Genomic DNA, 22,590 nt, shown 5'->3' on the forward strand with positions numbered 1-22,590 from the left:
CGTCATGCCGGACGGCCAGCTCTAGTAACCGACAAGACCGAGGGCGAGCCGATCCGATTCAGGAACGACACGGCGAAACATTTCGGCCGCAGCCGGGTTGTCGGTTGCTAATGAACTGAGATCACCACTGATCTGAGTTTTGAGACGCGAGGCTTCACGCACATCGCCAGTCGCCACCGCAATGGTGTGCCGATGGACCATAGCAAGGATTTGATACAAGGGCTTGACTGACGATGAGGCTTCTAGCTCATTGAGCAATTGGATTGCATCGGCGTACTCTTTTTGATCGATGTAAAGCCTCGCTAACTGCAGCTTGGCTTTGTCGTGATAGTCTTCCTGGGGTGAATCCGGCGCCGCCGGAAAGGAGAGCACCGCTCGCCATGCGGGGACGTCGTTTCGAGTGAGGGCGGTTAAGTATTGCTGCTCGATCGACGCGGCGGTAGCGACGATGGGGCCGCGAAGTTCCCTGGCGATCGAATCGGGACGCGACGCGTTCGCGGCGAACCATCCGGCGACACCACAGAGAACCGTCGCGACGAGGAATAGCATGCGAAAGAACATCAAACGACGCGCACGACGACGCTGCGTCGCTCGCACAAGATCGGTCGCTCGCTGCAACTGCAGCGTGACCGAACTGACGCCGATGCCCTGCGGGACCGTCAGCCCCAATTGCGCACCGGCGTTGCGAACATCAGAAGGAGAAGGACCAGATCCAGCAGCGGGGGTGTTTCCGCTTGCCCGTGTTTGCGTCGTAGCAACCGTGTCGGAAACGACGGTTCGTGATGCACTCGATATGGCCGGGCAATGGGTATCGATCACCTCCAGCAACGTGGCCGCAGATTCAAACCGCGCGTCAGGCGATTTCTGCAAACACTTCATCACGAGCGAGACCAGCCAGGCGGGCAAGTCGGCGTTTCCGCGCACATGGTCGAGCGGACGCGGCATCTCATGCAAATGCTTGATCGCTAACGCGAGCGGTTCGTCCGCTTCATAAGGAGGCGACCCGGTGAGCAAGTGATACATCGTGACCCCGAGCGAATACAGGTCGCTGCGGGCGTCAACGGTTTGACCTTGGATTTGCTCGGGACTCATATATCGCGGAGTACCGAGAGTTAAACCGGCCCGAGTCAAATTCGCGGTGCTTGAGTCCACCTGCGTTAGCATCCGAGCCAAACCAAAGTCGGTGACTTTGATCGTATTGTGATGGCCCCACATGATGTTTTCGGGCTTGATGTCCCGGTGGGTCACGCCGCTTTGATGAGCCAAATCGAGCGCGCAGGCGACGTTCCGAAGGACCTCCACCGCGTGCTCGGTCGAGAACGGCCCGTCGCGATCAAGGGCTTGCTTTAAATTGATGCCATCGACGAGTTCCTGGGCGATGAAGTGCACCCCGTCGACTTCGCCGAACTCGTAGATTTGCACGATCGACGGATGATTGAGCCGAGCCGCCGCTTGCGCTTCCCGGCGAAAACGCTTGAGGTGATCGTCGTCATTTTGCGTGACCGACTTCAGGACCTTGAGGGCGACGTCCCGTTGCAGGGTCAGTTGGCGGGCTGCGTACACATCCGCCATTCCGCCGCTGCCTAAGCGGCGGAGCACTTGGTAATCGCCGATGCGGCATCCGATCAGATCGCTCATGACCGTTCAATCGAAAGTGTGACAAGACCTTCGTTAAGACTGCCGCTGCGCAGTCCTCGCAAGTCTAAGGTGACGTTCGTAAAACCCATAGCGACCAATTTTTCTGATAACGATTCGTGAGTTTGCAGTTCAATGATCCGCGAGAAATTTTGAGGCGTGACTTCGATCCGCGCGAGATCCCCGTGATGCAGTCGGACCCGCAGGTCTTCGATTCCATGGGAACGAAGCCATGCTTCGGCGGCGTCGATCCGTGCCAGTCGCTCCGGCGTTACCTCGACATTGTATGCAATTCGGCTAGACAGGCATGGTGAAGCCGGCAAGTCGAAGTTACTCAGCCCGAGGGATGCAGCGATTTCGCGAACCATCGGTTTGGTGATCCCGAGATCCGCCAGCGGTGTTTGCACCGACGCGATTTGACCGGCGCGGATGCCAGGACGGTGGTCGCCCAAGTCGTCTGCGTTGGTTCCTGAAAGGATGACTGCGTTTCGCTCTGTCGCGATCGGCTGTAGGAATTCGTAAAGAGTCTGCTTGCAGTAGAAGCATCGATCGGAGTGATTGCGGACATATCCGGGCCGCTCGATTTCGTCCGTCGCGACAAACCGATGTTCGATCCCAATTTCGCTGGCGACACGGAATGCGAGGTCAGCCTGCCAGCTCGCTAACGACGGCGACCGAGCCGTGACAGCGACGCAGTTGTGACCACCGTGTCGCCGGATCGCCTCGAATGCCGCGGCCGCCACCACGCTGCTGTCGACGCCACCAGAAAACGCAATCACCACGTTGCCTAGACCATGGAGATGGCTGATCAGTCTCTCCGTGGTGGAGGAAAACGTTGATGATTTCGTAGCGTTCATTTGGCCGTTACTGAAGAGCCGTTCGACGAGGGGACCAGTGCGGCAGGCATCTGCATCTCACAGATTTTCAGAGCGTCGGTGGCAAGTTTAGGATCAAGCGCGGGCGGGATCTCTTCGCCCGCGACGACGCGTGCCGCCCAGTCCACTTCCGCCACGAATGCGTCAATCGGGTCAGAGTCTTTAAGGACAGGCCGTTCCAGTTTTCCATTGTTGTGCATGACAACCAACGGGATCGAGTCCGACGTTCCGTCGGAGTAGGCAGCATGTTCGAATCTTAGAGTTGCTTTTTCGAACGAGACTTCAAATCCGTGGGTAAAAGGACGGGCGGGGGAATCGATCACGCCGCCGGCAACCGAAACGACAAAACCATCATAATCTAAAACCGTCTCATAACGTTTCGGAACCTCCGAAACGCAGTGCGATACGGTGTGAGCGGCCGTGGGCATGCCGAACAACATGCGGATCAGATGCGCATCATGGATTTGCAAATCCAGCAACGGTCCGCCGACACGAGACATTTTGTAGAAACCGGGAACCCAGTCAGGCGGTCCGATAGTTCGTTGGAACCGACCGCTGAGTATTGCACCATACCGTCCGCTCGCGGCGGCATCGGTCAAGAACGTGTACTCAGGCATGAACGGCAAAATGTGGCCAACCATCAATTGCCCGGGGGCGGCCATCGCCGTCAACTCCGCCGCCGCCGAAGCTGAAAGAGCGAGCGGTTTTTCGCAAAGCACACTCTTGCCCGCCGCCAGTGATTTCGTTACCGCCTCGACGTGCAAATGCGGTGGCAAGCAGATATCGATGAGGTCGATGGAATCATCAGCGAGCAATCCATCAAGGCTTTCGCAAACGATCATCTCTGAAACATCAATACGTTCCCCAGGCGGGCCGAAATTGCCCTGGATACCACACCAGTCGCCATCTCGCTTGGCCGAGTCTCGACTGGCGAAACCGACCAATTGGGCGTTTTCGCTGCGGCGATACGCGAGCGAATGAATCCACCCCATAAAACCGACGCCGAGGATTGCCGCTCGCATGATTATGCCCTCCGGGTCAGACGCATGATGCGAATCGGGTGCTCCGGGTCATCGTCGAGCGTGATCGATTCCTCCCGGTACTCCCACGCTGGAAAATCTTTGAGCCATTCACGAAACTCGTTGCCAATGACTCGGAACGGATCACTGAGTAAAAGTTCTCCTCCTTCGGCCAAATGTTCGTCAGCGGAAACGAGGAGCACCGGCCAGAGATCACGCAGGTACGTGACATCGCTGCCGAGGATAAACGGGAACTTTTCGCCGGAGAGTTTATCTTCGCCCAAACGAAGCACCCGAACGTCTGCTTTCAGACCCAATCGAGACAAACTCAATCGGACGAGATGCAGCGGATCGGCAACGCCATCGGTCATCGTCACTTCGGCGCCACGCAGGATGGCGGCGATGCCGGCGTGCCCCGTACCACAGCCGACTTCGAGAACTCGTTTGCCGTGGATATCAACGCGGTCGAGAAATCGATCCAGCCCCGAGGCGGCACGCCACGTTGTCGCCCAAAAAGGATCAATCACACCTTCTTCGCCGTCGTCTTGCCGACGGCAGGCGTCGAGCAACATGCCATCGGGATCCGAAGCGGCGGCGAGGGGGCGGATTTTACCTGCAATCAATGTGTCCTCCCAATGCCACGGGAAGGCAAACGGAGCCGAGTGATGCGGAGCCGATTCGTGGGATGTGTCTGAACTCATTTGAGTAGCTCCGCGGCGGCGTCGGCAAAGTAAGTAAGGATTCCGTCGGCACCGGCACGTTTGAACGCCAGCAGACTTTCCATCATCACGGCATCTCGATCGAGCCATCCGGCATCGGCGGCGGCACGCAACATCGCGTACTCACCACTGACTTGGTAGGCGTAGGTGGGAACGCCAAAGGACTGTTTCACTCTCGCGACGATGTCCAGATATGGCATTCCCGGTTTAACCATGACGCAATCGGCACCTTCGGCCAAATCCAACGCGACTTCGTGAATCGCTTCGTCACTTTGGGCAGGCGATTGCTGATAGGTTTTCTTGTCAGCGGCACCGAGATTGGCGGCTGAGCCCACCGCGTCGCGGAATGGGCCGTAGAACGCACTGGCATACTTCGCCGCGTACGACATGATTTGGACGTCGGTGTGTCCGGCCGTGTCGAGTGCTTCGCGAATGCGTCCGATTCGCCCGTCCATCATGTCGCTCGGAGCAATGATGTCACAACCGGCGTTGGCCTGCACGATACTTTGCTGACACAGCATGTCGACGGTTTCGTCGTTGAGGACGCGACCGTCGCGAACCAGTCCGTCTTGCCCGTGACTGCTGTAAGGATCCAACGCGACGTCAAGGATCACTCCCAACGAATCCCCCACAGCCGACTTGATCTCACGGGTCACGCGACAAACAAGATTGTCCTCGTTAATCGCTTCGCGAGCGTCTTCCGTCTTCAATTTCGGATCAGTCGCCGGAAAGAGTGCGATCGCGGGAATGCCAAGATCGACGGCGCGGCGAGCGGCATCACGAGCTTCGGGAATTCCCAACCGCGAGACGTCCGGCAAGCTTGGGATCGGTTGAGTTCCCAGTCCGTCGAAAACGAATAACGGCCAGATTAAGTCATCAACACTCAGGGTGTTCTCGCGGGTGAGGCGGCGGGTCCAATCATGAGCCCGGACACGGCGCATGCGGGTGGCGGGGAACGGTGCACGAGCGGGGTAAGGCACAGGCGTAAGCAGGTCGCAAAAGGGGGCAAAAATCCTGCCTGGCGAATTGGTAAAACGCTCAGCCAGGAAAAGGAAAAATCATACCGCGACACATCAAACTGCGACACACCCTAGCGGGCACTGACAACGACGTCGTCGAATTCGTTCATGTCATCGAACGAGCCGATGCCGACCCGTCCTTTGCTGAAGCTTTTGTCGATCACGCTCAGATGCGGCGTTTCCATGTCGTCGAAATACACGTCGATCGCACCGGTTTCGACAATTCGCACAACGCGTACGTGATGCCAATCGTCGTCCCACGGTGTCGGTTTTTCGTTTTGCGTGATCGCCAAACGTGGAGCTTCGTTGACGATCATGATTTGTCCACTGTGTGGATCGGGTTTCGCCCCGAGATGCACGTAGTAGAAATGCTGGTCGTCTTGGTAGTTAAAGAACACGCAGCAATCGCGGTGATTGCCGGTGTCCTTGGTGCTGCGAACTCGGAAGTTGATCTCGACGCTCTCGAGTTCGAGGTCTTTGACCAACGCGACATGGAATGGACTGCGCACGGGCGGCACATAATCAGACTGCCGCGCCGTGATTGCCAGCGTGTGATTCCCGTCACGTTCTGCCAATTCCCAGGTTCCTGGATCCAAGGTTTCCCAAGATCCGGTCCCCGATTCAAAATCGTCTTGAAAGACTACTTTTCCATCGGCATTTGGCGTTGCAACCGAGGTATCCTCCGCATGAAGTGCAGACGGAACCGCGAACGCCGAGAGTGCGATGCTGTACAAGCCAGCGTAGAGGGCGATGGACCCTCGATGAGACATTTTTCGCATGGTGGGGAACTGGAGGGAGAGGGGGGGTCTGTGTGGGAGATACGCTCGGGATATTGTAGAGTATCATGTCTCGAAAATCAGGCAGCAGATGGTTGCCAACCGAAATTCCCTCGCGGTGCCAAACGCCCGCCCTCGATCGCTCTCCCTATGCCCAAAAAACAACGCATTCCCCACAAATTTCAACCCTGGATTGACGTTCGAAGAAAGTTTCATCTCTCCCACAAGCATGTTCAAATGGCGAGAGAACTGGGGTTGAGTCCCAAGAAATTCGGCAGCTACGCCAACCGTGACAAGCAACCCTGGAAATTGCCGCTGGTCGAGTTCATCGAGTTTCTCTACCAGAGACAATTTGACAAGACAGAGCCCGATCAGATTAGGACCATCGAAGAGATGGCAGCGGAGCACGTCGCCAAACGGGCCGAACGCAAGCTCAGGAAACTGAACAGCGAAAACGATGCGAGCCCATCAATCGAAATTGACGGGGAAACTGAAAATGCCGTCCCACAGGCGGAAGGCGGCGACAATCAGATTCAGGCAGTCGGTGACGAGGAGAGCGGGCAGGCTGGAACAATCACTCAGGACCAAACCCCCGACGATTCGAACGCCTCGTAAGACGTGAACAACTCGTAGGGTGTCAACCATTCAGGCAGCGTCTCAGTTCGCCTGCGAGTTCGATCCGATGCTCTCTACCCATTCGTCGTCACACAACAGCCGTCGCCGGATCGGTTTCTCGATCTTTGACGCGTCCAGATTTGGTTGGCAGCGGGTTTCCCACTCGGGTGCATCGGATGGTACGCGTCGGTCGTTGGCCGCCGATCGCAAGATCTCGATGTGCTGGTTTCGAAACTTGGGATCACGGAACAGTCGTTCAAAAAGACTCTCGTGCTTCTGTTCGCCACGCATTGCCGTGAGTTCACAAACCCAGTGCTGGTGGCGTGACAGGATCGGTTCGGGGTAGCGTTCAGAGACGATGCGGAGCAAGCCCAGCTTGGCGAGTTTTCTGCCGACGGCGCGACTCCCCATGGCGACCGCAATCGGAATGGAACACGTCCAACCGATCAGCAACGGTGAAAACCAAATCAGCCATCCGGGCTCCACCGATGCGAGGCCGACGGTGGTAATGATTCCCAACAGCGTCAATGCCCACATCTGCGCGGTGGCTTCCGACCACGAGACGCCAGTCTCGGAGCGTTGCTGGGCATTCCATTTAACGTTGTGTCCGGTGAGTACAGAGACCACGCATCGAGCGTGGTAGATCGCGATCACTCCCGCCAGAATCGTCGACGCGATGGTTTCGAACGTCGAACTGAATAAGATCGCTGGCACCCCGCCGAGGCGTTTACGTAGCTCGCTGTTCATGCAGACCGTGGCGATTGCCAATACTTTGGGAAGCAACAGCAACCCCATTGAACCGACAAAAAGCGTGACGCACATCGTCGTCGTGTCCGGAGCAATGGAATCCCCTCCGAGTTGGGCATTCACGACGGCGGCGATAACCGTCGTAGCAAGGAACAACAACCACAAAGGTGCGGCGACATAGGAAAGAATCCCGCTGAAAAAGTGCAAACGAGAAACGGGATGGATCCGTTCGGCCAACATGATCTGCCAATGCTGGAGGTTGCCTTGGCACCACCGATGATCGCGTTTGACGAAATCCAAAAGGGTCGTCGGACATTCTTCGTAACTGCCGCTCAGGTCGTTGGCCAACTTGACCTTCCAACCCGCGCGGACCATCAGCGCGGCTTCCACGAAATCGTGGCTGAGAATTTCACCGCCGAGCGGTGGCAGGCCATTGAGTATTGGCAAACTGCAGTGACGCATGAAAGCGGCCGTACGAATGATCGCGTTATGCCCCCAGTAATTGCCACGATCGCCCGCAAAGCGGTCAAATCCTTCGGCGAACATCGGCCCATACACCGCGGCAGCGAACTGCTGCAATCGGGCAAACAACGATTGGCGACCAACCGGTACCGGGGGCACCTGTAGAATGCCAATCGCATCATCCGCGTCCATCCGGCGGACCATTTCGTTGATTGTCGGAGCCGCGATCAGACTGTCGGCATCGAGAACGATCATGTAGCGATAGTGGACACCCCAGTTTTCACAGAAGTCTGCAACATTGCCTGCTTTCCGAGCGGTGTTTTCGGATCGGTGACGATAGTAAATCCCGATCTGGTCCGAGGCCGGGTCGGTGTCGACGTTGATATCGCCCAACCGTTCGACGAGCTCGGACCAACACCACTCTTCTTCTAGCCAAACATCGGTATCCGTCGAATCGCTGAGCACAAAGAAATCGTATTTTCCGGCCCGGTTGCTTTCCAACAATTGTTCCCGCATCGCGGCGACGGCGGCAAAAACTCTTGTAGGTGATTCGTTGTAAACGGGCATCAGGATCGCGGTGCGATTTGACGAAGCCCGTGGTGCTTCAGCCGGGGACGGTGGACCGGCCGATACCGATTGGAGCTTTCCAAAAAAACCTTCCATCGCCAGTGAGAACGAAAACGCAATCCAGCCAAACAGCACGCTAAAGAGCAGCATGCTCAGCGATTCAAAGAAGCGAGTCGAACCATCAGCAATGGTGATGGAATAAAACGTCAAACAGCCCACGAGCCAGATCAGCAACGACATACCGATCACTCTCGATCGGACGAACACGATGTTAGGAGACGACTCACAAACAGCGGGGTCAGAAGTGGCCATGGGATACCGACTTTAAAAGTGAAGAGGAGACGTCCTTGCAAAATTGCACGTCCGTGCATCGACGGCGTGGTTGATGCGAACGTTGTGCCAAGTTTGAAAACTTGTTGTTAGACGAACGATGCTTCCAAGCGAGGCAGAGCATCACTGCTAGCCTCGCGGAACAATTTCAAGACGCAACAGTCAGAAGCAAACGAAATCAGAGACTGATGCGACGGCAGCACGCGACGACGAGAACATTCCAACCCGTCTGTTGAACACAGATAACACTCTGCTGATCAGACGGGAGTTTCCCATCGTCGCTGCGCGTACGACAGCACGTCCGTTAGCGACCGCGACGTGTCGAGTCGTTAAGAACGCTAAACGATCCGCCTTGCGGAACCATGAGGAAACGTAGGATCATTTGGGATCCATCCGCGATCGAGCGTGCCCACCAATCCAACCTTAACGGTCCCGCCATCCGTATCGGTTCGGGGTGGTTCATGGATCTTTGAATAATGGGCGGCACGCTTCGTCTCCTGGTGGAGTCTGCGGATTGCGTGCTTATTGCGTTGTTTGTGTTTAATTTGTTGTTCGTGTCCATCTGGGCACCTTTTTTGTGAGATGAGGATCGGGACTTGGAGAAGCGTTGACGTCCCGCACGTCGTTATTGCCGACGGCTTTGCTAATACTTCAAAGCGTGTGCCAAAGGCACAAATGGGTATCGGCAGTTGCCTCTGACATGAACAGCTTTGTCTTTGTGGTTGCCGACGCGTCTTTTCTTATCGCGCCCCTGAACCACCTAAGGCGGCGATCGAGGTATTCGAAGACAACCATGCAATGAATTCCAGACAAAGATGATTGGAAGTTCTTTGCGGCTGGAAATTGCAAGCTATTTCAATAGTGGGCCTTGGCCGTTTGTCATTCGATCCAAACGTGATCGTAAAATGACCAGAATGCCTTCCACTTATTGAGCGTTTGGCGGAAAATGCTCCAAAATTAAGCAGGGCGCATGCGTTCTCGTGAACAGACAGGAACCCATTGTCGTAGCAAACGCACGCAATGGAACGAACCGATCCCGTAAACGAGATTTAAGGACATCTTGACGCCGCTTGGGTCATTTCTCTATGTTCGTGATCCCTTCGTTACTCCTGCCTCGCCTGCCTCCCGCCTTTCGTCTCACTTGGAACTTGCAATGTCGCATCTTTCCAGCGCATTGACGCGCCGTCGATTCCTTTCTAGCGTTGCGGTTGCTAGCGTTCCGCTAATGAGCGGAGCAACCTTCGGCGAGACTTCTACTGTGTCGAGCACCGATTTCTTAACTGATTTGCGCAAGCGGTGCTATCAATATTTTATCGACGCCGCGGACCCATCAACCGGATTGGTGAGTGATCGCGGGATGCGCGACGGAAGCGGGTTTAGTGAACACGCCAGTTCAGCGAGTTGTGGCTTTGGGTTGGCGGCCTATGCGATCGCGCCCGCTTCGGGACTCGAAAGCTTTGAGAGCGCAAGGGAGCGTTCCCGGACGATGCTCCGCTCACTCGTCGACCTCGCCCAACATCACAACGGGTTCGTCTATCACTTCATCAGCCGCACCGATGGCGACCGTCGCATGAACAGTGAGGCGTCGACGGTCGATACCGCCCTGATGTTGGCAGGTGTGATCTGTTGCGAAACGACGTTTGGGGACGACATCGAGATCAAAAACCTTTGCCAAGAATTGATCGGCCGGACGAACTGGCAATCGATGCTCGGGGAAGGGAATTGTCTGCACATGGGATGGACGCCCGAGCAAGGGCTATTGCCGTATCAATGGGACCGTTTCAGTGAACTGACGATTCTTGTTTTGATGGCGATCGGCGCGCCCAATCACGCGATCGATCCTTCGGCTTGGAAAGCCTGGAAACGCGACCGTTTGCTCGTTCATCACGGTGAGTCGTTCTTGAGCTACCCGCCGCTATTCGTTCACCAGTATCCGATGGCGTTCTTCGATTTCCGAAACGTGCGAAGCCCGAGCGGTCGTAGCTACTGGAAGAATTCGATCACGGCTCATCACGCTCAGATCGAATTTTTGTCGCGACTCGCCGACCGTTTCCCACAGGATCTCGGCCATTATGGCGAGCAGCTTTGGGGGATCACGAGCAGCGATTCCGTATCGGGCTATCGCGATTGGGGCGGACCGTACGAAGACAACCGCTTCGAACCGGATCGTGGCATCGACGGAACCATCGTGCCGAGCGCTTCGGCAGGCGGGTTGGCGATCGTCCCCGAATTGGCAGTTTCAACATTGGAACATCAACGCGATCAATTCGGTGACCAGATTTACGGTCGATACGGGTTTGCAAACGCGTTCAATCCGGCCACGGGTTGGGTCAGCCGCGACGTGATTGGGATCGATACCGGCATTTCTTTGCTGATGGCTGAAAATCTACGCAGTGGTGGGGTATGGAGCGCTTTCATGAAGCATCCGCTGCCGCAACGGGCATTCCGCCTGGCCGGATTCACACCAGCCTAAATCGTGTTATTGCGTCGCTCGTGAGCCTCTCTTATGCGTGCTCCGAGCCGCCCGCGAAACAACGGGCGTCTGCGCACCGTCGCAGCGGCATAAGGTAGTGTGATCGCGTCGATGATCGTCGGCTTTCGGGCGGACATGTGAGAAGCGGATTCATCGCTGGATCGGAGATGAAGGAAGCTGGTGATTCGAGCATTTTCGGCGCACAATTCGCTACTGCGAGAGGACAGCGTTTTGCCTCAATCGCTCCTCCTCTTTTCTTGTCTGCGTCATGCGTCCCCCTCAATTGCTTCTGTGTTTGACTTGGTTCGTTGTGTTCCATGCTTGTGTGCCTGGTTGGGCCGAGCGTCCTGAAACCATCACCGTCAAGAAGGTTCCGGCTGTATCGGCAAGCTTCGATGAGAAACCCGAACGACGCGTCTCCAGCTTCGCCGACCTGCAAGAGCTCGCGAGACAGACCGCGGCATCCAGCTATGTTCCCGAACCGCCATTGATCCCGGTTCTGGCGAACATGAATTACGACCAGTACCGGGAAATCCAGTTTCGCCATGATCAAGGCGTATGGAATGATTCAAGACACCCGTTCTGGGTTGAGTTCTTTCATCGCGGGTTTGTTCAGCAAGATCGGGTCGATGTCTACCAACTCGATCGCCGCTCACGGACCGGGCTCGCCACCGAAGTTAAGTATCACCCGTCTCAATTCAACTTCGGCGGTGTCGCCGCTGACCTGCGGATTCCTCCGTCAGTCGGCTATGCGGGTTTGAAAATCGCAGGCCGATTTCAGCGAGGTGGCGATCCCCAGGAGTTGCTGACGTTTCTGGGCTCGAGTTATTTTCGATCGCGTTCGTCGGACACCGTCTATGGAACCTCTGCACGAGGTCTGGCCGTCAACATCGGCATGAACCAAGACGAGGAGTTCCCTGACTTCCGGGCGTTTTGGGTGCAGGAGCCGGCCCCCGGGGATCAAACCGTTTGTGCGCTCGCCTTGTTGGATAGCCCAAGCCTCAGCGGTGCGTATGAATTCCACTTCGATCCCGGCGAGAAGGTTTCGCAACTCGATGTACGAGCGAGTCTCTATTTCCGTCAGACGCCCGACAAGCTTGCGCTCGCTCCTTTGACGAGCATGTGGATATGGGGTGATGGATTGAAGGGGCCAGAAAAAGACGAGCGTCCCTCAGTTCACGATAGCGACGGCCTTCTCATTCATTACAACGACGGATGGCAGTGGCGTGGGCTGGCACGGTTGCCATATCCTTCGGTCACGAGCACGAAGATCGACGAAGTCAAAGGATTCGGATTGCTGCAGCGCGATCGCAACTTTGAACACTACCTCGATTCCAACGCCCGCTATCACGAGCGACCGAGCGTTTGGGTTCGTCCGAACGAGTCGTGGGGTCCGGGGCGAATTGAGTTGCTCGAAATCCCCGGGGCTCACGAGGGGATCGACAACATCGGCGCTTACTTCGTCAGCGATTCGCCCGTGGTCGCGAGCGAGCCGATGATGCTGAACTACTCGGTGTTTTTCTTTTCTGATGAATCCGCGTTGCGATCGGCGGTCGTGCCTATCACTGAGAACGGAACGAGCATGTTGACCTGCCGCGAGTTCGACGTCGTGCGCGACGAAAAACAGATCACATTGAAAGTGAACTTTGGACTTTCCGACGCACACGATGGGGAAGATGCCGGCGTTGCGACTGCGACGAGTCAGAAAACCAATACTGTCGCGGACCAAGAACTGGTCGAATCGGTGCAATTGATTCGCGGCAAAAAGCTCGACCAACGAGTCACGCAGACGTTACAGGGTTGTCTCGTGGAGTTGGTGTTTGAGCCGACGGAAGATGCACCGATCGAGATCGAGCTGCTGCTAAACGATTCTTCCGGTAGACCGGCCAGCGAGACGTTTCGCTACCTCTGCCCCCATGAGACGCCGACATTCGTGTATCCCGCCGTTTATACCCGTCAGGAGTAAGCTAGAATCGGGGGGATGAACCATGCCTCCGATCCGAAACGCAGCACGACAGGCGATTCAGCCGACCCGCACGAGGTTGCGGAGCAAACGACGCTGCACGATCCGATTCCGCTCGGGAAAAACGCGAGTCTTGAATCGGTATTGGCCTTTTTTATCGAACGTCACGAAGCCGGGCGGCCAATTCGGCTCGACCAGATCGCCGATCGCTATCCGCAGCACGCCGAACCTCTGCGAAGCTTTTTGGCGAACCAGAAATGGCTCGATCCGGGGCCATCGGAATCTTCGCCAAGCCTCATCGGCGAATTGCTAGACGATTTCTTACTCAAACGCGAGATCGCTCGCGGAGGAATGGGAACGGTCTACGAAGCGACGCAGCAGAGCTTGCGGCGCGACGTGGCCGTGAAGTTGATCAGCGACGGCCTGCTCGCCGATGACGAACTCAAGATGCGATTCCGGATCGAGGCAGAGGCCGCGGCAGCTTTATCCCACCCCAACATCTTGCCGATCCACGCGATCGGTTGTTGGCGTGGTATGGATTATTTCGTGATGCCGCTGGTGAGCGGTCGATCCTTGCAGGTTCAGGTTAACTCGCGAAAGAAACATCTCGAATCCATCGCCGACGAACCGCGATCTCAGTTTTGCGATTCGGAAGAACGCGATGCGATTCGGCAATCGATCGCGACGGCGAGAGACATCGCCCGAGCGGTAGCGTACGCTCATCGCCGGGGGATCATTCATCGCGATCTCAAACCCGACAACGTACTCATTGACGATGAAGGGCAGCCGAAAATTGTCGACTTCGGGTTGGCAAAATGGCACCGCGATGAGCCGGGGGTGACGCTCGACGGACAGATTCTCGGCACGCCACATTACATGAGTCCTGAACAAGCCCGAGGGGAATCCGACGTCACCTCAGCAACGGACATCTATTCGATTGGAGGAATTCTGTTTGCATTGCTGACCGGTAGCCCACCGCATCGCGGTCAATCGACTGCGGAAGTTCTCTCAAACGTGTTATGTTCGGACGCGCCATCGCTGCGGTTGACCTGGCCTGGCGGGATGCCACGTTTGCCTGAACTCGCGGATCTCGAGCATGTGTTGTCGCGTGCGATGGCTCCCGAGCGCGCTCAGCGATATCGATGGGCGGATGATTTTGCGGATGATTTGGATCGCGTGTTGGCCGGCGAACCTCCCACGGCGGGCAATGACGGGATCGTCTCGAAGGTCACCCGTGAACTCGCCCGAGATCAGCACCAGGCCTCGTTCGCCAATTGGGGACGTGCGTTGACGCGAATCGGCATCGTGGTCCTGGTCGCTCACACACTGATGTTTGTGATCCAAGAATCGATGACCACCGAGGTGCGTGAGTCGATGTTGTTATCGGCATGGAGCAGCAGTTCGTTTTTGGGCTACTTCCTCCCGCGGATGTTCATGTTGGCGGGAATCGCGTGGACGATTCACTATGCGCGCGACGGACAATGGATGCCTCGCGGTGTCGCCGAACGCCCGGTTTGGTCGATTTGGCTCGGGTATTTGGCGACCCTCACGATGATTAACGGTTTCTGGGCGTTCGGTTACTTCGATCATTCCGACGTGATGGTGCTGGCGGGCGTGCTCAGCGGATTTGGGTTTCTCGCGATGGCGGGTCACTTGTGGGGAGGCAACGCCATTACCGGGTTGATGTTCTTCGCGATTGCCGTCGGCAGCGCCGCGTGGCCGCGGGTCAGTCCGCTGTTACTCGGGACCGGTTGGATGATTGCCATGTCGGTGCTCGCGCGACGCTATGCCGCACCGCGCATTCCCACCGAATCGCGGGACTCCGTCAACGAGTGAATCCGTTTGATCGGTACAACCGCTATTTTTGACGTGATCGGCTAGGTTTCTCTGTCGCAAAGGGTTTGTGTTGTTTGCCATATGACGGTGTGTCATCAAACGCGTCGTACATTTGCGTGGGTCGATTCAGACATCTCGCAAAGGAAAGCACCATATGCGCACGAACACCGCCACCGTCCGGCCAGAAACCAGTCGCCAAGAACAATTCGAAGAAATCAAACGGCGCATCCACGGCAAGTTGGTCGATAAACTCGACCTTTCCCGCGTGGGTGATTTGCAAGGCGATACGCTCAAACGTGAAATCCGGATGGTCGTCGAGCATCTTTGTGATGCTGAAGACACTCTTTTGAACCGTCAAGAACGCGAACGGATTGTCGACGAAGTTCTCGACGAAACATTCGGCCTTGGCCCCCTCGAATTGATCCTCAAGGATCCCAAGGTCAGCGACATTCTGATCAACGGCCCTAAGAACATTTATGTCGAAAAGGGCGGCCAGATGCAGAAGACCGACGTGGAATTCCGCGACGGCAAGCACCTGCTGCAAATCATCGACCGGATCGTCAGTAAGGTCGGTCGCCGCGTGGACGAAACCTGTCCAATGGTCGACGCTCGACTCGAGGACGGATCGCGGGTCAACGCGATCATTCCACCGTTGGCGCTTGATGGTGCCGCGGTTTCGATTCGTCGATTCGGCAGCAATCCGCTGAAGCTCGAAGACTTGCTCAACTACCGTGCGTTCACACCTGAGATGGTGATGTTGCTCGAAGGTTGTATCAAAGCTCGATTAAACATGATCATCGCTGGTGGTACGGGTTCGGGTAAAACGACGCTGCTCAACACGCTCTCATCGTTCATTGGACACGACGACCGGATTGTGACCATCGAAGACGCGGCCGAGTTGCAACTGCAACAGGATCACGTTGTCCGGTTGGAAACCCGCCCGGCGAACATTGAAGGAACCGGAGCGGTGACTGCAACCGATCTGGTGAAAAACGCCCTCCGGATGCGTCCTGAGCGGATCATCATCGGGGAATGCCGTGGTGGTGAAACACTCGACATGTTGCAGGCGATGAACACGGGTCACGACGGATCGCTCACGACGATTCACGCGAACACGCCACGTGACGCGATCGCCCGTCTCGAAACGCTCGTCATGATGGCCGGATTCGACCTGCCCGTCAAAGCGATTCGTCAGCAAGTGTCCGGTGCCGTCGACGTTCTGATCCAAGCCAACCGATTGCAAGGTGGCCCGCGTCGTGTGACGGCGATCACCGAAGTCGTCGGGATGGAGCAAGACACGATCGTGTTGCAAGACATCTATCGTTATCGACAAATCGGAATCAACGAAGAAGGCAAAGCCCACGGCGTGTTCGAATGCCCGGGTGTTCGCCCTGGATTCATGAGCAAGCTCGAATCGGCAGGCGTGCGTTTACCTAGCAGCGCCTTCCGCGAACGCATCATGATGGAAGCCTAATCAGTAGGGAGGCGTGGTGACGGAGGCCGGCGTTCCAAACCGGCCTCACGTAATCGCCCTTTGTTTTTCTGTTCTCACCTCTTGTACTCAGACCTAGTTCTCACATGTCATCGCTCATAATCATTGCTGCCGTCGGAGTGTTTGTCGCCGCGATGGTGGCATTCGCCGCGTCGGTCTTGATGCCGTCCGAAGAGACGACGGCGACTGAAGATCGCCTAGCCGCTTTGGCGTCCAAAAACCGTGGCGGTGGTGCCGAAAAATCGCCGTCGTTGTTGCTGGTCGACGAGATGGACAAAGCTGCGTCGCTACTCGATCGCGTGAGCAATCATGTTCCCGCGATTCACAAGTACATCGAACAAGCCGACATGAAGCTTTCGATGGTGCAATTCATGGGGATGACCGGCCTTTGTTTCCTCGCGGGTGTTGTGATCTGCGTGGTGACACCCGTGCCGGCATTGCTCGGTCCGATGTTGGGACTCGTGCTCTCGACACTGCCCTTGTGCGTGGTGCTCTTCAAACGCAAACGACGCTTGGCCCGCTTTGGTCAACAGATTCCTGAAGCCCTTGAATTGCTCGGGCGATCACTTCGTGCCGGTCACTCGCTGCAAGCCGGCTTTGGTTTGGTGGGCGAAGAAATGGAAGCACCGTTGGCGACCGAATTCAAGCGATGCTACGAGGAACAAAAGTTCGGCATTCCACTCGATGAATCGATCGAGGACATGGCGGAGCGGATTCCCAACATGGACATTCGCTTCTTCGCCACAGCCGTGCTGCTGCAACGACAAACGGGCGGTGACCTCAGCGAAATCCTTGACAAGATTGGTCACCTTGTTCGTGAGCGTCTGCAGATTCTCGGAACCATTCAAGCTCTCACCGGGGAAGGCCGGATGAGCGGTGCGGTGCTGTTGGCGTTGCCGCCCGTGCTGTTCCTAACGATGTTACGACTCAATTACGACTACATCATGATGCTGTTCACCGATGAACTCGGTCGATACGCACTCGGAGCCGCCATTGTTTCGCAGATCATCGGCGCGTTGGTGATCAAGAAGATTATTACGATCAAGGTTTGATTTCGCACGATCGCTGATCCTACTCATTCCATCCATATCCATACATCGTCATTCCCATGTGTACTCTCTTCGCTGAAACCGCCGCTCCGGGCTTCATCAATCCGATGCTTCTGACCACCGTCGCGATCTTTTTAGGGGTTGCCTCGGTATCGTGGTTGATCATCAACAAGATGAGCGGGTCCGACCAAGAACCTGCCGAATCGCGATTGGACCGGATGAAGGATGCCAAGCGTGGCGTCCGCAACATCGAAGCCGAAGAGAAAGCACGCAGCAAGAATGAAGCGTTGACGGCCGCACTAGAAAAAGCGGCTAATCCGATCGCAAATTCGGTGTCGGGCAACGAAGAAGAAATGGGCAAACTGCGTGAGAAACTCGTTAACGCGGGTTTCCGACGCGAGAGTTCACCAATCGTTTTCAAGATGATTCAACTCGTTTGCACCGGAGTCGGTCTGTTCTTTGGTGGCGTGCTGGGACTCCTCGTTGATGGCATGACGCAGGGTCTGCTGATCAAGCTGTTTGGCGGCATGATCGTCGGCTTCGGCATCCCTCAACTGGCGCTGGGTTATCTCGCGAGCAAGCGAAAAGAATCCATCTTCCTGGGCCTGCCTGACGCACTCGACTTGATGGTCGTTTGCGTGGAAGCGGGATTGGGGATGGACCAAGCCCTGCGAAAAGTCGCCGAGGAAATGGGGAAAAGCCACAAGAACATTGGCATCGAGTTTAGTATCGCCAACTCGCAACTGCAGTTCGGCCGGGCGCGTAGCGAAGTGTTGCAAGCGTTGGGCTATCGCAGTGGTGTGGACGATCTAAAGCAACTCGCCTCGATTCTGATCCAAGCCGACAAATTCGGGTCCAGCGTCGCGACGGCACTGCGGGTGCAGAGCGATTCGATGCGAACCAAACGTCGTCAGATTGCGGAAGAGAAAGCAGCGAAGACGGCCGTGAAAATGATTTTCCCGCTCGTTCTGTTCATCTTCCCAGGCATCTTCGTGGTGCTCGTCGGCCCGGCCGCGATCAACATGTACCGTCAGATGCTCGCGAAATAATCGCTAGCGGAGCTTGTCGTTGCTCTGATGCCGATCTCGATCTCGGTGCGTCTTTTTGATGAGGTTCTTTCGCAGAGCCTCAGTGAGGTCAATACCCGATTGGTTTGCGAGACAAATCAGCACGAACATCACGTCGGCGAGTTCGTCAGCGAGTTCGCCGGGCGACTCCCCCGGTTTGCTCGATTGCTCTCCATGACTGCGAGACAAAATTCGAGCTACTTCGCCGACTTCCTCCATCAACTGCGCGAGGTTCGTAAGCTCGTTGAAGTAGCGGACGCCGATCGTTTGGATCCACTGGTCGACACAACGCTGCGCGTCACCGATGGTGAGAGGGCCTGAGTCGTTGCCGCGATCATCCATCATGGTTTGGCAATCAAAAGATAAGTGCCGCTCTTGCCAGCCACGGCAATGTCCATTTTGTCGTCGTGGTTCAAATCTTCGACGACGATTTGCAGGCCGGTACCGACGCGTCCCTCATCGATCGTGTGACGGGTGAACGATTTTGACGTTGGGTTCCATTGATACCAGTACAAGCAGGGAACGTCCTGGCCGCCTGGATCTCGTCCGTTGTGGGCGTAGTAGCGTTTACCTGTGATCAAGTCAGGGCTGCCGTCGCCATTGAGATCTTTCCAGATCATCGAGTGCGGTTGCGAGTAGCTTCGATCGATCGGATGCTCCTGCCACTGAATCGTCCCTGATGAAGCTTCGGCAATGCCCTGGTTCTCCCACCACTGCAGTCCAAAGTCGTGACCGTTTCCAAAAATCAGGTCATTGTCGCCATCCTGATCGAGATCGGTCACGATCATCGGAAGACTCGAGTGGATATTCCAATCGGCATGATACGTCCACGTTTGCTCCCACGGATTTTCGGCAGGTTGTTCGTACCATCCGTTGCCCACGAGGATGTCTTTGCGGCCGTCACCGCTGATATCGCCGATCGCGATCCCGTGACCGTTCGCGTTCTCGCCAATCAGTTGGCGTTTGATCTCATAGGCGGCAGGGCGATTGGCCGATTTCGCATTAACCTTCTCGGCAGACTTAGGTAGCAAACGCCACACGACCATCGCCGAATCCGCCTTCCAACTGTTGACGATCCATTCGAGGTTTCCGTCACCATCGATGTCTTCGAGTAATTGCCCTTCGTTTGCCGATGCACCTGTATCGACGAGCAGATTGGCTTGCCACTGCTTGCCTAGCCGCAGACCTTCTTCGCCGGGATTTCGGAACCACTGAACCTGCGTCGGCAGAAACGAGCCGGCAATGACGTCGAGCCGTCCATCACCGTCGACGTCGAACAGGTAATCGCCATTGCTCTGTACGTAACCGTTCCAATCATCGATGTTTCGAAGCGGCCGTGGCGACCAGTCGCCACCGCGATACCAGTTTCGTCCGGCAACGAGGTCGAGATTTCCGTCACCATCCACATCGCCCGCGGCGATCCCCTCGTTGGCGTCAACGGTGAGCAACCGAATGTCAAACTGCAGAGCCTCATCGGCGACGCAGGGAACAGCAGGTGCAATCATCCAAGTGAGCAGTAAAAACTGACTGATTCGACTCATCCTAATCCGCCTTCTGGGGTTGCGAGGTGGCGATCCGCCCACCTTGGGTGAGGACGTCAAGTTCGTCCTGAAACTGTTTTTTTAACGCTTCCTTACCCGGATAGCCGACGTGCACCGCTTCCACAATTCCGCTCGGTGCGATCACCAGCGTTAAGGGAATCTTTCCCGCGGAGAACGTTTCGATCATCGTGCCTTTGGGATCGACAGCAACGTCAACACCCCAGTCTTGTTCGCCGGCAAATCCGTTAACCAGTGACGCGTTTTCGGCAACGTTGACAGCGTAGAACACGACGTCTTGGTCATTGAATTCGTCGACGGCCGCCTTGATGATCGGCATCGCTTGGATACACGGGGTGCACCATGTCGCCCAAAAGTCCAGGACGACAGTCTTGCCCTTGAGATCATCCGAAGAAATCTCCGTACCGTCGAGCAGTGTGAGCGTGTAGTCGGGGGCAGCTTTGCCGAGCAGCGGATGACTACCGAGCCGGACCGCCGTCTGTTTTTGGTAGTCGGCGAGTGACTCGTATTTCGTCGCGTCTTTCGGGGCAATGAATCGGAATAGCCTGTCATCGACTTCACCCGACATCCGCCAGGAAACGAAGTCGTAACGCAACGAGAGCTCGTAGCCTTGGGGAACACGAACTTGTCCCGTCGCGATCAACATCGGCGTCAGGTTAACGAGCAACCGAAGCGGGCGTGGTTGTTTCTCGTCGGTCATCCACAAATCCCAAACGACTCCGTCGTCTTGTTCGCCATGCAGATGAATCGAGTCCACCCGGCCACGGAATTGCGTTTGTCCAACAATCGAGACTGAGAGCATGCCGCCAAAGAACGTCACCGAGGGATCGACGCCGGCGACAGAAAGGGCGAGCATCGGCTCGGGGTAGGGGCCGAGCCCGATGGGTGTTCGAGTGACGAGCGTTTGGTTGTTGAGTGCTTCGGGCAGCACGTAGTAGGCTTCGGGCGACATCGCCACGGTGCTGGTTTCCCCGTCGGAATAAAGCCGCTTCCGTTCTTCCTCGGATTTGTGATAGATGGTGTACTTGCCGGGAAATTTCGACGCGATTTGAAATGTCGATTTTTCGTTCGAGACGATCTCACCATGCATGACGGTTTCGACGGACAATTCGACCTTGGTGCGAGACACATCCGCATCTGCGATCGCGGTGAACAATGGCAGCAGGGTGGCCTTGACCTCTTCGCTAGGTTGGAACGCATTCGCGGTCGAGTCGGAGTCGGCGAACGCGGGAGATACGAAGCAAACATTGCCGACGATCAAAACCACAATCGCCAACAATCCGTTGCACCGGAGACTAGGAGAAACGCCGAGGCCGGGGAGATTGATCTTCACTGGGATTTAGGTCCGGTGTGTGTCGGGAGAGATTATTTCGTCTTCAAAAACTGATAGCTCTGCACGATACTCTCAAGCGGTGCAGGCGATTGATCTTGTTCAACGTGGCATTCGTCGACCCCGATCTCCTTGGCCAATCGCATGACGGCGGGGATGTCGATCGTGCCATCGCCGAGTTCTTGAAAGGCATCTTTGGGGACTTGAGATTCGTCGGTGATCACGGGCGTGCCCGACAACAAATCCTTAAGATGGACTTGGCTGATTCGGCCGGCGAGACGCCTCATCATCGCGAGCGGATCGTGGCCTCCAATTTTTGCCCAAAACACATCGAGTTCGAATTCCATCTGATGGGGATCAAACCGTTCGGTGAAAATGTCATAGGCCGTCAACGGTGAGGCATCATTCTCTTTGCCCGAGTCGACTGCGAACGGTTGAAACTCGAAGGAGTGGTTGTGGTAGCACATCCGCATCCCGGCCGCCCGCGTTTGATCCGCGGCGGCGTTGGCGGAGTCGGCGATCTTACGACACTTGTCCGCGGTGTCACGTTGGTTCTTGGCGATGTAACCAAACACGACGTGACGCAGCCCGATGCGTTCAGCGATATCGAGCGTTTCTGAAAGCGAAGCGACACCTTCGCGTTTCGGATCTGTGATGATATTGAAATCGAGAAATCCGCTGTGAACGGCGAGGCCGTGGTCACGGGCGATCGCTGCAATCTTGATCGCTCCCTCGTCGATGTTCATCAGTTCGACTTGCCAGTAACCGGCAGCCGCGATGGCGGCGAGCGTCGTTTCCGGGTTCGCCGCCATTTGGTCGCGAACGGTGTAGAGTTGCAGACCGATGCGATCGAGATAGGGCAGCGATGAATTCCCCAGCGGCGTTGATTCGCCAGACTGCGTCTCCTCGGCAGGGGGGGCTCCGTTTGCAGGATCGGCCGCAGGTTCATCCGCGAAGCTGAGCAATGGCCGAGCGAGCCAGGAGGTGAGGGCTGCCGCGGCGGTTAACCCGGAGGCGGTGCGGCGGCTGATTCGTGGGGCGCTGGGCATCGTTTTCG

At 56.4% G+C, this 22,590-nt stretch carries 19 protein-coding genes; 7 read left to right on the forward strand and 12 right to left on the reverse strand.

Features of this window, described 5'->3' with window-relative positions; genetic code table 11:
* Positions 1 to 21: 21 nt before the first annotated feature.
* The 6 genes from NB063_RS17460 to NB063_RS17485 all read right to left on the reverse strand — a co-directional run bounded on the left by NB063_RS17460 (position 22) and on the right by NB063_RS17485 (position 6,046).
* Positions 22 to 1,638, reverse strand: a complete 1,617-nt coding sequence (locus NB063_RS17460; RefSeq protein ID WP_250930035.1) for a serine/threonine-protein kinase — start codon at positions 1,636 to 1,638, stop codon at positions 22 to 24.
* Positions 1,635 to 2,492, reverse strand: coding sequence for an ATP-dependent sacrificial sulfur transferase LarE (gene larE / locus NB063_RS17465; RefSeq protein ID WP_250930036.1), 858 nt, complete (start codon positions 2,490 to 2,492; stop codon positions 1,635 to 1,637). Before larE ends, NB063_RS17460 begins: the two co-directional genes overlap by 4 nt.
* Positions 2,489 to 3,532 (reverse strand): Gfo/Idh/MocA family protein, encoded by a 1,044-nt coding sequence (locus NB063_RS17470; RefSeq protein ID WP_250930037.1) that lies wholly within the window; start codon positions 3,530 to 3,532, stop codon positions 2,489 to 2,491. The genes larE and NB063_RS17470 overlap by 4 nt, the downstream gene beginning before the upstream one ends.
* Before the next feature lie 2 nt (positions 3,533 to 3,534).
* A complete protein-coding gene (locus NB063_RS17475; RefSeq protein WP_250930038.1) occupies positions 3,535 to 4,230 on the reverse strand; it encodes a class I SAM-dependent methyltransferase in 696 nt (231 codons plus the stop codon).
* Complete coding sequence (gene hemB / locus NB063_RS17480; RefSeq protein WP_250930129.1) at positions 4,227 to 5,189, reverse strand: porphobilinogen synthase; 963 nt, start codon at positions 5,187 to 5,189, stop codon at positions 4,227 to 4,229. Before hemB ends, NB063_RS17475 begins: the two co-directional genes overlap by 4 nt.
* A 149-nt stretch (positions 5,190 to 5,338) precedes the next feature.
* Complete coding sequence (locus NB063_RS17485) at positions 5,339 to 6,046, reverse strand: hypothetical protein (RefSeq protein WP_250930039.1); 708 nt, start codon at positions 6,044 to 6,046, stop codon at positions 5,339 to 5,341.
* Positions 6,047 to 6,193: 147 nt separating this feature from the next.
* Between NB063_RS17485 and NB063_RS17490 the strand changes: the two genes are divergently transcribed.
* Positions 6,194 to 6,658 (forward strand): hypothetical protein, encoded by a 465-nt coding sequence (locus NB063_RS17490; RefSeq protein WP_250930040.1) that lies wholly within the window; start codon positions 6,194 to 6,196, stop codon positions 6,656 to 6,658.
* 42 nt (positions 6,659 to 6,700) lie between these two features.
* Here NB063_RS17490 and mdoH read toward each other — a convergent pair whose 3' ends face one another.
* On the reverse strand, positions 6,701 to 8,746 hold the full coding sequence (gene mdoH / locus NB063_RS17495; protein ID WP_250930041.1) for a glucans biosynthesis glucosyltransferase MdoH: 2,046 nt from the start codon (positions 8,744 to 8,746) through the stop codon (positions 6,701 to 6,703).
* 322 nt (positions 8,747 to 9,068) lie between these two features.
* A complete protein-coding gene (locus NB063_RS17500; RefSeq protein WP_250930042.1) occupies positions 9,069 to 9,227 on the reverse strand; it encodes a hypothetical protein in 159 nt (52 codons plus the stop codon).
* A gap of 690 nt (positions 9,228 to 9,917) precedes the next feature.
* Here NB063_RS17500 and NB063_RS17505 point away from each other — a divergent pair.
* The 6 genes from NB063_RS17505 to NB063_RS17530 all read left to right on the forward strand — a co-directional run bounded on the left by NB063_RS17505 (position 9,918) and on the right by NB063_RS17530 (position 18,626).
* Positions 9,918 to 11,237, forward strand: coding sequence for a glucoamylase family protein (locus tag NB063_RS17505; protein WP_250930043.1), 1,320 nt, complete (start codon positions 9,918 to 9,920; stop codon positions 11,235 to 11,237).
* A gap of 268 nt (positions 11,238 to 11,505) precedes the next feature.
* Positions 11,506 to 13,203 (forward strand): glucan biosynthesis protein, encoded by a 1,698-nt coding sequence (locus tag NB063_RS17510; protein WP_250930044.1) that lies wholly within the window; start codon positions 11,506 to 11,508, stop codon positions 13,201 to 13,203.
* A gap of 15 nt (positions 13,204 to 13,218) precedes the next feature.
* On the forward strand, positions 13,219 to 15,036 hold the full coding sequence (locus NB063_RS17515; RefSeq protein ID WP_250930045.1) for a serine/threonine-protein kinase: 1,818 nt from the start codon (positions 13,219 to 13,221) through the stop codon (positions 15,034 to 15,036).
* Positions 15,037 to 15,190: 154 nt separating this feature from the next.
* The gene (locus NB063_RS17520) at positions 15,191 to 16,510 is read left to right on the forward strand and encodes a CpaF family protein (protein ID WP_250930046.1); all 1,320 of its coding nucleotides are present in this window, start codon (positions 15,191 to 15,193) and stop codon (positions 16,508 to 16,510) included.
* 104 nt (positions 16,511 to 16,614) lie between these two features.
* A complete protein-coding gene (locus tag NB063_RS17525) occupies positions 16,615 to 17,580 on the forward strand; it encodes a type II secretion system F family protein (RefSeq protein ID WP_250930047.1) in 966 nt (321 codons plus the stop codon).
* A gap of 56 nt (positions 17,581 to 17,636) precedes the next feature.
* Complete coding sequence (locus NB063_RS17530) at positions 17,637 to 18,626, forward strand: type II secretion system F family protein (RefSeq protein ID WP_250930048.1); 990 nt, start codon at positions 17,637 to 17,639, stop codon at positions 18,624 to 18,626.
* Between the two features lie 3 nt (positions 18,627 to 18,629).
* Here NB063_RS17530 and NB063_RS17535 read toward each other — a convergent pair whose 3' ends face one another.
* The 4 genes from NB063_RS17535 to NB063_RS17550 form a co-directional block, all read right to left on the reverse strand.
* Positions 18,630 to 18,989 carry a nucleotide pyrophosphohydrolase gene (locus tag NB063_RS17535; RefSeq protein ID WP_250930049.1) on the reverse strand — a complete coding sequence of 120 codons (360 nt, stop codon included), beginning with the start codon at positions 18,987 to 18,989 and terminating at the stop codon, positions 18,630 to 18,632.
* A complete protein-coding gene (locus NB063_RS17540) occupies positions 18,986 to 20,149 on the reverse strand; it encodes an FG-GAP repeat domain-containing protein (RefSeq protein ID WP_250930130.1) in 1,164 nt (387 codons plus the stop codon). The genes NB063_RS17535 and NB063_RS17540 overlap by 4 nt, the downstream gene beginning before the upstream one ends.
* Before the next feature lie 37 nt (positions 20,150 to 20,186).
* On the reverse strand, positions 20,187 to 21,461 hold the full coding sequence (locus NB063_RS17545) for a redoxin domain-containing protein (protein ID WP_250930131.1): 1,275 nt from the start codon (positions 21,459 to 21,461) through the stop codon (positions 20,187 to 20,189).
* 107 nt (positions 21,462 to 21,568) lie between these two features.
* Positions 21,569 to 22,582 carry a sugar phosphate isomerase/epimerase family protein gene (locus NB063_RS17550; RefSeq protein WP_250930050.1) on the reverse strand — a complete coding sequence of 338 codons (1,014 nt, stop codon included), beginning with the start codon at positions 22,580 to 22,582 and terminating at the stop codon, positions 21,569 to 21,571.
* Positions 22,583 to 22,590 lie beyond the last annotated feature (8 nt).

The sequence above is a fragment of the Aporhodopirellula aestuarii genome (assembly GCF_023701485.1).
Classification (GTDB): domain Bacteria; phylum Planctomycetota; class Planctomycetia; order Pirellulales; family Pirellulaceae; genus Rhodopirellula; species Rhodopirellula aestuarii.

What these genes read in the sequence shown, in the direction of transcription:
- NB063_RS17460 (WP_250930035.1), bottom strand. Translation starts at nt 1,638, where the DNA reads ATGAGCGATCTGATCGGATGCCGCATCGGCGATTACCAAGTGCTCCGC.
- larE (WP_250930036.1), bottom strand. Translation starts at nt 2,492, where the DNA reads ATGAACGCTACGAAATCATCAACGTTTTCCTCCACCACGGAGAGACTG.
- NB063_RS17470 (WP_250930037.1), bottom strand. Translation starts at nt 3,532, where the DNA reads ATGCGAGCGGCAATCCTCGGCGTCGGTTTTATGGGGTGGATTCATTCG.
- NB063_RS17475 (WP_250930038.1), bottom strand. Translation starts at nt 4,230, where the DNA reads ATGAGTTCAGACACATCCCACGAATCGGCTCCGCATCACTCGGCTCCG.
- hemB (WP_250930129.1), bottom strand. Translation starts at nt 5,189, where the DNA reads ATGCGCCGTGTCCGGGCTCATGATTGGACCCGCCGCCTCACCCGCGAG.
- NB063_RS17485 (WP_250930039.1), bottom strand. Translation starts at nt 6,046, where the DNA reads ATGCGAAAAATGTCTCATCGAGGGTCCATCGCCCTCTACGCTGGCTTG.
- NB063_RS17490 (WP_250930040.1), top strand. Translation starts at nt 6,194, where the DNA reads ATGCCCAAAAAACAACGCATTCCCCACAAATTTCAACCCTGGATTGAC.
- mdoH (WP_250930041.1), bottom strand. Translation starts at nt 8,746, where the DNA reads ATGGCCACTTCTGACCCCGCTGTTTGTGAGTCGTCTCCTAACATCGTG.
- NB063_RS17500 (WP_250930042.1), bottom strand. Translation starts at nt 9,227, where the DNA reads ATGAACCACCCCGAACCGATACGGATGGCGGGACCGTTAAGGTTGGAT.
- NB063_RS17505 (WP_250930043.1), top strand. Translation starts at nt 9,918, where the DNA reads ATGTCGCATCTTTCCAGCGCATTGACGCGCCGTCGATTCCTTTCTAGC.
- NB063_RS17510 (WP_250930044.1), top strand. Translation starts at nt 11,506, where the DNA reads ATGCGTCCCCCTCAATTGCTTCTGTGTTTGACTTGGTTCGTTGTGTTC.
- NB063_RS17515 (WP_250930045.1), top strand. Translation starts at nt 13,219, where the DNA reads ATGAACCATGCCTCCGATCCGAAACGCAGCACGACAGGCGATTCAGCC.
- NB063_RS17520 (WP_250930046.1), top strand. Translation starts at nt 15,191, where the DNA reads ATGCGCACGAACACCGCCACCGTCCGGCCAGAAACCAGTCGCCAAGAA.
- NB063_RS17525 (WP_250930047.1), top strand. Translation starts at nt 16,615, where the DNA reads ATGTCATCGCTCATAATCATTGCTGCCGTCGGAGTGTTTGTCGCCGCG.
- NB063_RS17530 (WP_250930048.1), top strand. Translation starts at nt 17,637, where the DNA reads ATGTGTACTCTCTTCGCTGAAACCGCCGCTCCGGGCTTCATCAATCCG.
- NB063_RS17535 (WP_250930049.1), bottom strand. Translation starts at nt 18,989, where the DNA reads ATGATGGATGATCGCGGCAACGACTCAGGCCCTCTCACCATCGGTGAC.
- NB063_RS17540 (WP_250930130.1), bottom strand. Translation starts at nt 20,149, where the DNA reads ATGATTGCACCTGCTGTTCCCTGCGTCGCCGATGAGGCTCTGCAGTTT.
- NB063_RS17550 (WP_250930050.1), bottom strand. Translation starts at nt 22,582, where the DNA reads ATGCCCAGCGCCCCACGAATCAGCCGCCGCACCGCCTCCGGGTTAACC.